The 12,453-nt window shown below is 55.2% G+C and carries 12 protein-coding genes; 6 read left to right on the forward strand and 6 right to left on the reverse strand.

Annotated elements, in window-relative coordinates; genetic code table 11:
* Nucleotides 1-27: 27 nt before the first annotated feature.
* Complete coding sequence (pitA, locus tag ACN1CO_RS19465; protein ID WP_419140460.1) at nucleotides 28-1,530, reverse strand: inorganic phosphate transporter PitA; 1,503 nt, start codon at nucleotides 1,528-1,530, stop codon at nucleotides 28-30.
* 243 nt (nucleotides 1,531-1,773) lie between these two features.
* On the opposite strand from pitA, the gene ACN1CO_RS19470 reads away from it, so the two are divergent.
* A complete protein-coding gene (locus ACN1CO_RS19470; RefSeq protein ID WP_419140344.1) occupies nucleotides 1,774-2,958 on the forward strand; it encodes an NAD(P)/FAD-dependent oxidoreductase in 1,185 nt (394 codons plus the stop codon).
* A gap of 7 nt (nucleotides 2,959-2,965) precedes the next feature.
* On the opposite strand, the gene ACN1CO_RS19475 is transcribed toward ACN1CO_RS19470, so the two are convergent.
* Nucleotides 2,966-3,952, reverse strand: a complete 987-nt coding sequence (locus ACN1CO_RS19475; RefSeq protein WP_419140345.1) for an aldo/keto reductase — start codon at nucleotides 3,950-3,952, stop codon at nucleotides 2,966-2,968.
* 292 nt (nucleotides 3,953-4,244) lie between these two features.
* Here ACN1CO_RS19475 and ACN1CO_RS19480 point away from each other — a divergent pair, with 292 nt between their 5' ends.
* A complete protein-coding gene (locus ACN1CO_RS19480; RefSeq protein WP_419140346.1) occupies nucleotides 4,245-4,442 on the forward strand; it encodes a hypothetical protein in 198 nt (65 codons plus the stop codon).
* A gap of 1 nt (nucleotide 4,443) precedes the next feature.
* Nucleotides 4,444-5,271 carry a hypothetical protein gene (locus tag ACN1CO_RS19485; protein WP_419140347.1) on the forward strand — a complete coding sequence of 276 codons (828 nt, stop codon included), beginning with the start codon at nucleotides 4,444-4,446 and terminating at the stop codon, nucleotides 5,269-5,271.
* A 57-nt stretch (nucleotides 5,272-5,328) separates the two neighbouring features.
* On the opposite strand, the gene ACN1CO_RS19490 is transcribed toward ACN1CO_RS19485, so the two are convergent.
* On the reverse strand, nucleotides 5,329-6,348 hold the full coding sequence (locus ACN1CO_RS19490) for a LacI family DNA-binding transcriptional regulator (RefSeq protein WP_419140348.1): 1,020 nt from the start codon (nucleotides 6,346-6,348) through the stop codon (nucleotides 5,329-5,331).
* 229 nt (nucleotides 6,349-6,577) lie between these two features.
* Here ACN1CO_RS19490 and ACN1CO_RS19495 point away from each other — a divergent pair, with 229 nt between their 5' ends.
* Nucleotides 6,578-7,255 (forward strand): SDR family oxidoreductase, encoded by a 678-nt coding sequence (locus ACN1CO_RS19495; protein ID WP_419140349.1) that lies wholly within the window; start codon nucleotides 6,578-6,580, stop codon nucleotides 7,253-7,255.
* 15 nt (nucleotides 7,256-7,270) lie between these two features.
* Here the strand turns inward: ACN1CO_RS19495 and ACN1CO_RS19500 are convergent, their stop codons facing one another.
* On the reverse strand, nucleotides 7,271-8,659 hold the full coding sequence (locus tag ACN1CO_RS19500; RefSeq protein WP_419140350.1) for a sugar porter family MFS transporter: 1,389 nt from the start codon (nucleotides 8,657-8,659) through the stop codon (nucleotides 7,271-7,273).
* Nucleotides 8,660-8,930: 271 nt separating this feature from the next.
* On the opposite strand from ACN1CO_RS19500, the gene ACN1CO_RS19505 reads away from it, so the two are divergent.
* Nucleotides 8,931-9,590 carry an epoxyqueuosine reductase QueH gene (locus ACN1CO_RS19505; protein ID WP_419140351.1) on the forward strand — a complete coding sequence of 220 codons (660 nt, stop codon included), beginning with the start codon at nucleotides 8,931-8,933 and terminating at the stop codon, nucleotides 9,588-9,590.
* On the opposite strand, the gene ACN1CO_RS19510 is transcribed toward ACN1CO_RS19505, so the two are convergent.
* Nucleotides 9,591-10,091 (reverse strand): helix-turn-helix domain-containing protein, encoded by a 501-nt coding sequence (locus ACN1CO_RS19510; protein WP_419140352.1) that lies wholly within the window; start codon nucleotides 10,089-10,091, stop codon nucleotides 9,591-9,593. It lies immediately after the preceding gene.
* Nucleotides 10,092-10,433: 342 nt separating this feature from the next.
* On the opposite strand from ACN1CO_RS19510, the gene ACN1CO_RS19515 reads away from it, so the two are divergent.
* Nucleotides 10,434-11,456: an alpha/beta fold hydrolase gene (locus tag ACN1CO_RS19515; RefSeq protein WP_419140353.1), complete on the forward strand. Its 1,023-nt coding sequence runs from the start codon at nucleotides 10,434-10,436 to the stop codon at nucleotides 11,454-11,456.
* Nucleotides 11,457-11,482: 26 nt separating this feature from the next.
* Here ACN1CO_RS19515 and ACN1CO_RS19520 read toward each other — a convergent pair whose 3' ends face one another.
* The gene (locus ACN1CO_RS19520) at nucleotides 11,483-12,451 is read right to left on the reverse strand and encodes a diguanylate cyclase (protein ID WP_419140354.1); all 969 of its coding nucleotides are present in this window, start codon (nucleotides 12,449-12,451) and stop codon (nucleotides 11,483-11,485) included.
* Between the last annotated feature and the right edge of the window lie 2 nt (nucleotides 12,452-12,453).

Below are 12,453 nucleotides of genomic sequence, written 5' to 3' on the forward strand. Positions count from 1 at the left end.
CTTGCGTCGCCCTCTGTTTTGCTGGCATCACACCAGTTTTAAAGCAATCCAGTAGAGCGAACCTGACAGCAGAATACAAACCGGCAGGGTGAAGATCCACGCCATGGCGATGTTCTTGATGGTCCGGCTCTGCAATCCGCCACCGTCAACCAGCATAGTACCGGCTACCGATGAAGAGAGGATGTGCGTGGTGGAAACAGGCATGCCGGTATAGCTGGCAACGCCAATCGACAGCGCTGCGGTTACCTGTGCTGACATTCCCTGTGCATAGGTCATGCCTTTTTTACCAATCTTCTCACCGATGGTGGTGGCAACACGACGCCAGCCAATCATGGTGCCGATGCCCAGCGCCAGTGCCACGGCCACAATAATCCAGATCGGCGCATACTCGATGGTGCCAAGCAGGTCGCTTTTCAGCTTATTGAGGAAGCGTTTGTCATCTGGCGAGGTCTCTTCCAGACGGGCTGCTTTATCGGCGGTATCGGAGATACACAGCAGCAGACGACGCATCTGACCGCGCTGATCAACCGTCAGCTGATCGTAGCTCTGCAGGTTATTCAGCAACACCTGCGCACCCTGTACCGCCTGCAATGCGCGCGCGCTGTCACAGTGGAACTCTTTCGGGCTGGTCGCTGGCACTTCTTCCGGCGTTGGCAGCTTAGGTGGTGCCATCTGGATGATGTGGTTCAGCGAGGCGTTGTGCTGCTGATAATACTGCTCCAGGTGATTGACCGCATCGCGGGTACGCGTGATGTCATAACCGGAGGCATTCATATTCACCACGAAACCGGCCGGTGCCACGCCGATCAGGACCAGCATGATCAGGCCAATGCCTTTCTGACCGTCATTCGCACCGTGCGAATAGCTCACGCCAATTGCCGAAACAATCAGGGCAATCCGGGTCCAGAACGGCGGCTTTTTCTTGCCGTCGATCTTCTCGCGGTCAGCAGGCGTCATATGAATACGCGCACGCTTTTTGGTATTGCTCCAGTAGCGACGCAGAATAAAGATTAAGCCGCCCGCCATCACCAGGCCGACAATTGGCGACAGGATCAGAGAAAGGAAGATGTTCAGGACTTTCGGGATGTTGAGCGCATCAACCACCGAGGTTCCGCTCATCAGGGCGTTGGTCAGACCGATACCAATAATGGCGCCGATCAGGGTATGGGAGCTGGAGGCCGGCAGACCGAGATACCAGGTGCCGAGGTTCCAGATAATCGCCGCCAGCAGCATAGAAAACACCATGGCGAGACCGTGAGCCGATCCAACATTTAACAACAGATCGGTGGGAAGCATATGAACAATAGCGTAAGCGACACTCAATCCACCGAGCAGCACGCCAAGGAAGTTGAATACACCCGCCATCACCACAGCAAGCTGGGCACGCATGGCACGCGTATAGATGACCGTCGCAACTGCGTTGGCCGTGTCGTGGAAACCGTTGATTGCTTCGTAAAACAATACAAACAGCAGGGCAAGAACCAATAACAGGCTAGTACTGAGGTCTAGACCAGCAAACAGATGTAGCATAAACGTTACGCCATTTTTGGAGGACATGAACGCGGCGCATTATCCGCGACAACGTGCTGTATGGGAAAGGAAAATATAGCGCTAATTTAACCTTTCGTCGTAAGGCTTAAGGGTAACTCAGCGAAAAAGGGTTAGATATTAGACAGATACAATATGACACATTTACGGCAATTTTTTGACGCTGGCGTCTCAGTGAGCAGATCACTACAATCTGCGCCTTTCCAGTTAAGTGAGTGAACCGCAGTGGAACAGTTTGACGTTATCATCATTGGTGCCGGAGCCGCAGGGCTGTTCTGTGCCGCGCAGGCCGGACAGCGCGGGCGCCGCGTGTTACTGCTGGATAACGGCAAAAAGCCAGGACGCAAGATTCTGATGTCTGGCGGTGGCCGCTGCAACTTCACCAACCTCTATACCGAACCGGCGGCGTATCTGTCGCACAATCCGCATTTCTGTAAATCGGCGCTGGCGCGTTATACCCAGTGGGATTTTATCGATCTGGTTAATCGCCACGGTATCGCCTGGCATGAGAAAACCCTGGGCCAGCTTTTCTGTGACGACTCTGCCCAGCAGATGGTCGATCTGCTGCTGGCCGAATGTGACAAAGGCAATGTCACCCTGCGACTGCGCAGTGAAGTGCTCAGCGTGGCGCGCGATGAAAGCGGTTATACCCTCCAGCTCAACGGCAGCACGGTTCAGGCAGAGAAGCTGGTCATCGCCAGTGGCGGTCTGTCGATGCCTGGCCTGGGCGCTTCGCCGTTTGGTTACAAAATTGCGGAGCAGTTCGGACTAAGCGTCTTTCCGACGCGGGCGGCGCTGGTACCCTTTACTCTGCACAAGCCGCTGCTGGAGCAGTTGCAGACGCTGTCAGGCGTCGCGCTGGAAACCACGATCGATGCGCAGGATGGCACCCGCTTCAAAGAGGCGATGCTCTTTACCCACCGTGGTCTCTCCGGCCCGGCGGTATTGCAGATTTCCAGCTACTGGCTGCCGGGTGAGTTCGTCACCATCGATCTCTCGCCCGCCACGCCACTTGAGGCGTTTCTGGCGGCGCAGCGTGAAGCACATCCGAATCTCAGCCTGAAAAACAGCCTGGCGAAAATCCTGCCGAAGCGTCTGGTGGAAGTTCTGCAGGCGCTGAATGTGGTGCCGGATATCACCCTGAAGCAGCTCAACAGCAAACAGCAAACCGAGCTGGTGCAGACGCTGCACGCCTGGCGTATCCAGCCAAATGGCACCGAGGGATATCGGACTGCGGAAGTGACGCTGGGCGGTGTGGATACCACGCAGCTCTCCTCGAAAACGATGGAGGCGCGCGCGGTGCCGGGGCTTTACTTTATTGGTGAGGTGGCCGATGTCACCGGCTGGCTGGGGGGATATAACTTCCAGTGGGCGTGGAGTTCCGCCTGGGCCTGCGCCCAGGCGTTGTAACGCGCAATTACCAGCGCTGATGGACGTGAGGCGCGATCTTCTCCTGATAGATCTGCTTCAGCGCCGCCATCGACTCTGCAGACAGCGCATCGACGTCGCTGGCGCGGGCATTGGCTTCAGCCTGTTCACGGTTTTTCGCGCCAGGAATGACCACGCTGACATCCTCGTTCATCAGGATCCAGCGCAGCGCAAACATTGCCATGGTAGTGTCGCCGGTGACAAAGCGGCGAATCTCCTCGACCGCTTCCAGCGCCACCTCATAAGGCACGCCGGAAAAGGTCTCGCCTTTATCGAACGCTTCGCCATTACGGTTAAAGGTGCGATGGTCGTCAGCGGCAAACACGCTGTCGGCGCGCATTTTGCCGGTCAGCAGGCCAGATGCCAGCGGTACACGGGCGATGATCGCCACATCACGGCGTTTCGCTTCACGCAGCAGCAGTTCCGCCGGACGCTGACGGAAAATGTTGTAGATCAGCTGAATCGACGAGACGTTGGGAAATTCCAGCGCCTTGAGACCTTCCTCGACTTTCTCAACGGAAACGCCGTAGTGACGGATTTTTCCGGCAGCGACCATCTCATCCATCACGGCAAACACATCCGGGTTGTAGTAGACCTCGGTCGGCGGGCAATGCAGCTGCACCAGATCCAGCGTTTCGGTCTGCAGATTTTCCCGTGAGCGTTCGATAAACGCGTTGAGGTTTTCGGCGTTGTAGCCCTCCGCGACGTGCGGAGAAAGACGACGCCCCAGTTTGGTCGCCACAAACGGGCGTTCCCCGCCGCGCTGATTCAGCACCTCTGCGATGATCTTTTCGGAGCGGCCATCGCCATAAACATCGGCGGTATCAATAAAGGTGATGCCTGCATCCAGCGCGGCGTTCAGCGCGGCTTTGGCATCCTCCATGCTCACTTCTCCCCAGGTTCCGCCAATAGCCCATGCGCCAAAGCCAATTTCAGAGACGCGCTGACCGGTACGGCCCAGTGTTCGTAGTTTCATGCAAACATTCCTCGATGCGTTTCAGACAGGGTGACAGAAAGCGGCTAACCATTGAGCTTAGCGCTTCCTGGCGGAGAGGCGATTTCACGTCGACGCAGGCCTGCACGGTAAAAATGCGATGCCGCGACGCCAGGCTGCTGGTTACGTTGAAGATTTCAGCGAGAAACGGCTGCGGCTATGTGGCTACCGCTTCGCTAATCAATTGATTTTAAGATATTTCACCCGAAATTAAACAGGCGAGAGTGTCGATTCGGTCACATACTTCAATTTTCAGGCCAACAATGGGATCGCTATGTTCAAATTTGTTAAGTCGGTCTTTGCCAGTCCCGAGAAATTCCTGCAGATCATGACCCGTCAGGATATCAACGACTCAATCGCTGAGGGTGAGCGCATCATTATTGATGAAAACGGCAATATCTCGGTCAACACGCTGAGCGAGGAAGTCCACGAAGATTTTGCCCGGCATGTGAATATGTTAAAGGGAGTGTGAGGTGGGTACCGCAATATTTATGGTGCTGATGGTCAGTGGTTACTGGTACACCAGCCGCGATTTAAACAGCCGCTTTAAAATCCGCCGCTCGTCGGGCTGGGATGTCTATTTCCTGGTCGCGCTCTACGGCTGTATTTTCGTTCTGCAGGGTGTATTCGCGACCGGCATCATCTGGTTGCTGCTGCTCTGCATCTCCGGCATCGCCAATGCCGTCCAGATGATCCCTGGTGTTCATCTGAAGTGGCAGGTCGAGTTTATGAACTGGAGCTTCCTGGGCATTCAGGCGCCGGTTGTGATCATGCTCTTCTTTGCCATTCTGCTCTGCCTCTATCGCTCAAACTGGGCAGGCAGCGCACGACTCAACGTCTCCGGTCGTAAAGACCTCTATCAGCAGCTGTCGCGCTCCAATGGCGTGGAGCAACTGCTGTTTCAGTGCATGGAAGAGGGCGAGCTGGCGTGGATTACCCTGAAGTCGCGCCGTATTTACATCGGCATGGTGCATGCCTCGACCTTTGAATATGAGAGCACCAAAAATATCGTGCTGATCCCGATGCTGAGCGGCTACCGCGACAGCAAGACGCTGAAGCTGGCGGTGGAACATAACTACAGCAAGTGGTACGCAGAGCATGGCATTACGCTCGACTCTAAACCCAAAGATGCGATGTCGTTCCGTAAAGTGATCATGGTTGACCAGATTGAGAGTCTGTCACTGTTCGATCCGGCCAGCGCCACGGCGCTTTCGATGGGGCATCCGCAGGAAGTGGAGAAGAGTCAGGGCAAAGACGATGGTGACAGCCCGGACGATAAAAGCCGGGACGAGCAGGATTAAAAAGCCTGATCGGTTTCCCCTGATGATGTGACTTCATCAGGGGAAACCGATCCCCCCTCACACCATATTTTCCGCCGTAAACAGCCGAAACGCGACTTTACCCGCCTGATACACATCCGGTTCATAGCCGGTTTCCAGATGCCTCAGTATCAGATCAATCGCCAGCCGGGCATGCTGTTGAGCATGCTGATCCAGCGTAAACGCTACTTCATCGTTCAGTAGCAGCTGGCGGGTCACATCATAAAGCTCATGGGTAATGTAAGTGCATTTACCCAGCAGTTGATGGGCGCGCAGGGTGTCGCTGACATCGGTATTACCCATGCCGGTGTTATAGACGCCCGCAATCGCCTGCGACGATTTCAGGTTGCGGGCCAGCACGCTGCGAATCGTTTCCCGCTGGTCCTGACCCGACAGCACCTCACGCAGATGACGCTGCGGCGCGCGCTGCTCCATCGCCTCACGGAAACCGGCAATACGCTGACGGTGGGCGCGATAATCAAAGCGACCGCTGACCATTAGTATGTCGCCAGGCTGATTTACTGTTTTGCTCATCAGCAGTCCCGCCGTGCGGCCCGCCTGATACTGGTCAATGCCGACATGACAAAGGCGGTCGGCATCGGGCAGATCGGTGACGATAGTAATCACCGGCACATTGCGGCTGCGGCACAGCGCCAGTGCGCGATAAATGGGCGGCGAGTCGTGTGCAAACACAATGATGCCGTCACGGTTACTGCTGCGGGCGATAATGCTTTGCGCCAGCTGCTCAGGCTGCGCTTCGGCCACCAGAGTTTTGTGCAGTTTCAGGCGGCGATAGCCAAGCTGACTGGCGACCTCGCTGAAATGGGTGGTGAGCTGCTGAAAAAAGGATGAGCCGTTATTGCTGAGGAACACCTCGATTTGCCACGGATGCTGGTACTCCTCTGGCAGCAGACGCTTCAATCCCACTTCGCGCGCGGCTTTCAGGACTTTGCGGCTGGTCTCCAGCGACACGCCACCGCGCTCATTCAGCACCCGATCGACCGTCGCAATCCCGACGCCCGCCATTTTTGCCACCACTTCTAAGGTGAGCTTCTTCATTCCGACTCCACGCGAAAAATGGCGATTAGCTGCTGCCTGCCCGACTGTTTATCTCTTCTAACCGGTTAAAAGTAAAAGATAAAGCGATTTATTGATGGAAAACCATCAACAACGCTGTGCCGCCATGTTTTTACCGACAGTGCGGTCGTCAGGCTAAAAAGCACAGCGGGCCGCTGTCCTGGCGGAATAGCCGTTAAGCTTGTAGCGAGACAATTAACGAGGAATGAATATGGCTCAGCAAAAAGAGGTTCTGATTATTGGTGCTTCGCGCGGTATCGGTCTGGCGGTGGCACAGGCGTTTGCCGGTGAGGGCTGGCAGGTCACGGCTACGCATCGCAGTGGCATCCCGGAGCAGGGCAAACAGCCAGATATTCACTGGCATGCGCTGGATATGACCCACGCATCCGCGGTTCAGCAGCTTGCCAGCCAGCTCAGTGGCAAAACGTTCGATGCGATTCTTATCAACGCCGGGATTTCCGGGCCTTCACATCAGAAGGTGTCGCAGAGTGACGATCAGGAACTGGCACAGCTATTCCTGACCAATGCGATAGCGCCGGTTCGCAGCGCAGAGATTTTGCTGCCGCTGCTGAAGCCGGAAGGTGTGCTGGCGCTGACTTCATCCCAGCTCGGCAGCCTGAATGAAAATCCGGACGCGCAGATGCCAATTTACTCGGCCAGTAAAGCCGCACTGAACATGCTGAGCCGCACGCTGACCCCGGCAGTAGACGCGCAGAGCGGGACGCTGCTGACGCTGCATCCCGGCTGGGTGAAAACGGATATGGGCGGTGAGAGTGCGCCCCTGACGGCTGAAGAGAGTGCGGCCGGTATCGTCCAGCAGCTGACCCAGTGGCGCGGACGCGGGGGTCATCACTACGTTGATTACGCCGGCCAGCAGCTGCAATGGTAAGTTGATACGGGGCGGTTACGCCCCGATGTCACGCAGTGCCTTACCCTTCATCAGGTTGCGTTCAATGTGCTCCAGCGTCACGTGTTTGGTCTCAGGCACCAGCATCATCGTCAGCACGATAAACACCAGATTGAGCGCACCGTAGAACCAGAAGGTGTTGGCATTCCCCAGTTGATCCAGCATCGTCAGGAAGGTCGCACCCACAATCATATTGCCGACCCAGTTGGTGGTGGTAGAGGCCGTAATCCCAAAGTCACGCCCTTTCAGCGGCTGGATCTCTGAACAGAGCAGCCAGATCACCGGTCCGGCCGCCATCGCAAAGCCGACGATAAACATCAGCAGCATCGCGACAGCAAAGTATTTGCGGAAATCTGTTTCAACGCCCATGTGCAGCAGCGTGCCCAGCACGCCCATTCCTACCGCCATCACCAGAAAACTGGTGGTGAGCATAGGTTTGCGACCCCAGCGATCGACAAAGAAAATCGCAATCAGCGTGGCCAGCATGTTGACCAGCCCGACAATCACCGTGCCCCACATCTGCTCACTGGTGCTGGAGAAGCCGGCAATATTGAAGATTTTCGGGGCGTAATACATCACCACGTTCATGCCGGTAAACTGCTGCATCACCTGTAGCAGCATCCCCAGCCAGACCGCGCGGCGGAAATTACTGTTAGAACGGAACAGTGACCAGCCGCGCTGTTTCACCTGCAGGCTCTCACGGATCTCTTCCAGCTCCTCACGCGCCTGCTCGCTGCTGTTACGCAGCCGATCCAGCACCCGCTGCGCCTCGTTAAAACGTCCGTGCGCCGCCAGCCAGCGCGGACTGTTGGGCAGAAACAGCACGCCGATAAACAGGATCACCGCCGGAATGGCGATAACGCCCAGCATCCCGCGCCAGTTACCGCTGTAGCTAAACGCGGTGTCAGAGAGATACGCCACCACAATGCCGGTGGTCAGCATCAGCTGATACATCGAAATCATTGAGCCACGAACGCGTTCCGGCGCAATCTCCGCCAGATAGAGTGGCGCAGTGTAAGAGGCGATTCCCACCGCCAGACCCAGCATTACGCGGGCGCAGACCAGCGACTCCACATCGGGTGAAAAAGCTGACCACAGCGAGCCAATCACAAACAGCGTCGCGCCCGCCAGCATACTTTTCTTACGTCCCAGCTTCGATGACATCCAGCCCGCCGCCAGCGCGCCCAGCGCTGCACCAAACATCATCGAACTCACTACCCACTCCTGCTGATGGTTAGTGATCTGCAGATCCTTCGCCAGAAACGGCAAGGCGCCTGCAATGACGCCGATATCCAGACCAAACAGCAGGCCGGAGAGCGCCGCCATAAAACAGACGAACCAGGTAAAACGGTTCTGTTGATTTCCCGATTTTTTTGCCGCAGCCATGCCGGTCTCCTTGCAGTGATTCAATGTCAATATTGTTAATGTTATGTAAACATAGACGATACCAGTGTGGGGCCGATCACACTTCCGGCCATCGCCGGCGTCACACAGCTTTACCGCGAGAAGAAAGCATTGGAGATCAGGGGAGTGGCGCAGCGGGGAGAAACCACGGCAGAGGCACGAATACGCAAAGCAGGGCGATTCGGGGCAGATTTTGCAACTGTCCGCCTGCGGCATTACACTGCCGCTTTTCTGCCATTGATTGAAGGTGCTTATGTCTGAACCTTTCCAGCGTCAGCCGCTGCCCTTGCCGGGCGGCCATAAAAAAGTCCTGCTGCACTCCTGTTGCGCGCCCTGTTCGGGTGAAGTGATGGAAGCGATGCTGGCATCCGGCATTGAATACACCATCTATTTCTACAACCCGAATATTCATCCGCTCAAAGAGTATGAGCTGCGCAAAGAGGAGAATATTCGCTTTGCCGAAAAATATGGCGTGCCGTTTGTTGATGCGGATTACGACCGGGATAACTGGTTTGAGCGGGCGCGCGGGCTGGAGTGGTCACCGGAACGGGGTGAACGCTGCACCATGTGTTTTGATATGCGTTTTGAGCGCACGGCACTCTATGCCCATGAAAATGGCTTCCCGGTGATGACCAGTTGCCTGGGTATTTCACGCTGGAAAGATATGAAGCAGATTAACGGCTGTGGTGTTCGCGCAGCGGCGGCGTATCCGGATCTGATGTACTGGGATTTTAACTGGCGTAAAGGCGGCGGGTCGTCGCGTATGATTGAAATCAGCAAGCGCGAGAGTTTCTATCAGCAGGAATATTGTGGCTGTGTCTATTCACTGCGCGACACCAATCGTCATCGCGTCACCCAGGGACGTGAGCGTATTCAGATTGGTGTGCAATATTATCAGCCGGATGAATCCTGATTAACTGAAATCGCGGAAAGCCTCTGCCTGCGCATATCCGCGCACTGAGGGCGTAACAGGCCGGACTGTTACGCCACAGCTCGAATTTATGCTTCCTGGCCGTGCGTAACTGCATAGCGCACAGGGATCATCAACCCCGGACATCTGCTGCTTCGCCTCGTCATTCATCAGACGTTTGCGACAGGCGCTCGGCGTGCAGCCCAAAATCTGCTTAAAAGAGCGGGTAAAAGACTGCTGGCTTTCAAAATGGTATTTCAGCGCCAGGCTGATAATAGGCGTGCGGCTGTTTTTTAAATCATTCACACTGGCGTTAAGCTTTTTCTTGCGAATATATCGCGCCAGCGTTTCATTATGGTAACGGGCAAAGAGTTTCTGTAAGTACCATTTTGAGTAACCCGCCTTTTCTGCAATATCATCAACGCTTAAACGCTGATCCAGATTATTATTAATCCACTCAGTGATAGAGACGATCACGCTTTCGTTATATTTATTTTCGTTCATAGATACCCCCCGTTCAATTTAGGAGGATTCTAATTAATTTATCTTAATGTGCTTATTCTTTGCGTAAAGTTTTTTCAGTATTTGAATCGTTATCTCTGATGATATTCATTTGAAGGGTGGTTATTAATAAATAAGATGAATTGTGATTAATCTGTTGTTAATTATAGGTGAATAGATAATTGATGCAGGCAGAGAATAATTAAAGCGAGGTGTTATTCTGCCGCCCGCCTCCGGGTTAAGCCTGCCAGCGCCAGTGTAATCAACACGATAGCACAGCTCATCAATAGATTTTTCGCGGTGACCTGCCAGGCTTACGACTTACCTTTAAACTGGAGACCCCGGATGAGCCCGACATCTGCGCTGAAAAAACCGCTTGCCGCCTTGCTCACCTCGCTGGCTTTATTTGCGCATGTATCGGCCAGCGCCGCGCCTGTTTATGGCGAGCAGCTGGAAGGATTTCACTATCCTTATCCTCTGCAGCATTTCGATTTTCAATCCCAGCAGCAGTCGCTGAGCATGGGCTATATGGATGTGAAACCGGCGCAACGGGCCAACGGCAAAACCGTGGTGCTGATGCACGGTAAAAACTTCTGTGGTGCGACCTGGGAAGAGACTATTCGTGCACTGAGTCAGCAGGGATATCGCGTGATTGCGCCCGACCAGATTGGCTTCTGCAGCTCGACCAAGCCCGCCAGCTATCAATACACCTTCCAGCAGCTGGCGGAGAACACCCATCTGCTGCTTGTCCGGCTGGGTGTGGAGAAGGCGGTAATTGTCGGTCACTCTACGGGCGGGATGCTGGCAACGCGTTATGCGCTAATGTACCCGGAACAGACGCAGAAGCTGGTGCTGGTCAACCCGATTGGGCTGGAGGACTGGAAAGCCAAAGGCGCGCCGTGGCGTTCGGTGGATCAGTGGTATCAGCGTGAACTCAAACTCCACGCAGCAGGCATTAAGAAGTATGAGCAGCAGACTTACTATGTCGGGCGCTGGAAACCGGAATATGACAAGTGGGTCGATATGCTGGCCGGACTCAACAGCGGACCGGGTCATCAGAAGGTAGCGTGGAACTCCGCTTTAATCTACGACATGATTTTCGCGCAGCCGGTATTTTATGAATTCGCCGATCTGAAAGTGCCGACCACGCTGATGATCGGCACCTCAGACACCACGGCCATCGGCAGTGATATTGCCTCTGCGGAGGTGAAAGCCCGGCTGGGTGATTACGCGGTACTAGGGAAAGAGACGGCAAAACGTATTCCGGGCGCGCGCTTAATTGAGTTCCCCGGCATGGGGCACGCGCCGCAGATGGAAGAACCGGCAAAGTTTAATCAGACGCTGCTCGACGATCTGGCCCGGCCCTGATCCGTCAGGCGCTGCGGCGCCTGATCTTACACCGCGATGCGTTTCTGATTTTTACTGAGGTACATCTGCTCATCGCTGTCGTGCAGCAGCTGTTCCAGCGTCTGCGGATTCGCCGCGTCAAACTCCACCACGCCGGAAGAGAATTGCAGACGGTAACGACGGTTCAGGCTGATGGACTGCTGCAGCAGATAATGGTCGAACTGCATGAGCAGCGCTTCACTCTGCTGCTGCTGCAGGCCATTAAACAGCACCACAAACTCATCACCGCCCAGACGGGCAAACAGATCGGAGTGCTTAAACACCACTTTCATCGCATCGGCGAAGTCCATCAGCGCGCGGTCGCCTTCGCGATGGCCCAGCGTGTCATTAATCTGCTTAAACTTGTCGAGATCGAGGAAGGTCAGGCAGGCGGGGCGATTTTTCATCCGGCACTCATTCAGCACCATCTGGCCCAGCGTCATAAAGCCACGGCGATTGGTAATCTGCGTCAGTTCATCACAGGTGGCGGTCTGAAAGGCGACCAGTTCCGCTTCGGCCATCGCGGCCAGGTCGCGCATTGTGGCCTGGTCTTCTTCGTTAAACTGACGCGGCTCACGACCAATAATGCAGAGCGTACCCATTTTGGCACCGCCCGGCGCCCGCAGCGGACAACCGGCATAAAAGCGAATATGCGGATCGCCGGTCACCAGCGGATTATCATGAAAACGTTCATCTTTTAACGCATCTTCAACGATCATGATCTCATCCTGCAGGATGGCATGACCGCAAAAGGAGATATTCCGGGGCGATCCCTTGGGTTCATAACCCTGTGCGGATTTAAACCATTGATGGTCTGCTTCCAGCAGGCTGACTAAAGCGATCGGAACGTCATACAGGCGGCGCGCCAGGCGGGTTAAGCGATCAAAACGCTCTTCCGCTGGGGTATTCATTATGTTCAGCGCACGCAACTGCGATAAACGTTGTGCCTCGTCGGCAGCGATTTCAGGTGCTTTCATCA

It is taken from the genome of Pantoea sp. R13S299 (assembly GCF_048515925.1).
Classification (GTDB): Bacteria; Pseudomonadota; Gammaproteobacteria; order Enterobacterales; family Enterobacteriaceae; genus Pantoea.

Excerpts from the sequence above, each read along its gene's own strand:
- ACN1CO_RS19495 (WP_419140349.1), top strand. The coding sequence starts at position 6,578 with ATGGCTCAGCAAAAAGAGGTTCTGATTATTGGTGCTTCGCGCGGTATC.
- pitA (WP_419140460.1), bottom strand. The coding sequence starts at position 1,530 with ATGCTACATCTGTTTGCTGGTCTAGACCTCAGTACTAGCCTGTTATTG.
- ACN1CO_RS19510 (WP_419140352.1), bottom strand. The coding sequence starts at position 10,091 with ATGAACGAAAATAAATATAACGAAAGCGTGATCGTCTCTATCACTGAG.
- ACN1CO_RS19500 (WP_419140350.1), bottom strand. The coding sequence starts at position 8,659 with ATGGCTGCGGCAAAAAAATCGGGAAATCAACAGAACCGTTTTACCTGG.
- ACN1CO_RS19515 (WP_419140353.1), top strand. The coding sequence starts at position 10,434 with ATGAGCCCGACATCTGCGCTGAAAAAACCGCTTGCCGCCTTGCTCACC.
- ACN1CO_RS19490 (WP_419140348.1), bottom strand. The coding sequence starts at position 6,348 with ATGAAGAAGCTCACCTTAGAAGTGGTGGCAAAAATGGCGGGCGTCGGG.
- ACN1CO_RS19505 (WP_419140351.1), top strand. The coding sequence starts at position 8,931 with ATGTCTGAACCTTTCCAGCGTCAGCCGCTGCCCTTGCCGGGCGGCCAT.
- ACN1CO_RS19520 (WP_419140354.1), bottom strand. The coding sequence starts at position 12,451 with ATGAAAGCACCTGAAATCGCTGCCGACGAGGCACAACGTTTATCGCAG.
- ACN1CO_RS19480 (WP_419140346.1), top strand. The coding sequence starts at position 4,245 with ATGTTCAAATTTGTTAAGTCGGTCTTTGCCAGTCCCGAGAAATTCCTG.
- ACN1CO_RS19475 (WP_419140345.1), bottom strand. The coding sequence starts at position 3,952 with ATGAAACTACGAACACTGGGCCGTACCGGTCAGCGCGTCTCTGAAATT.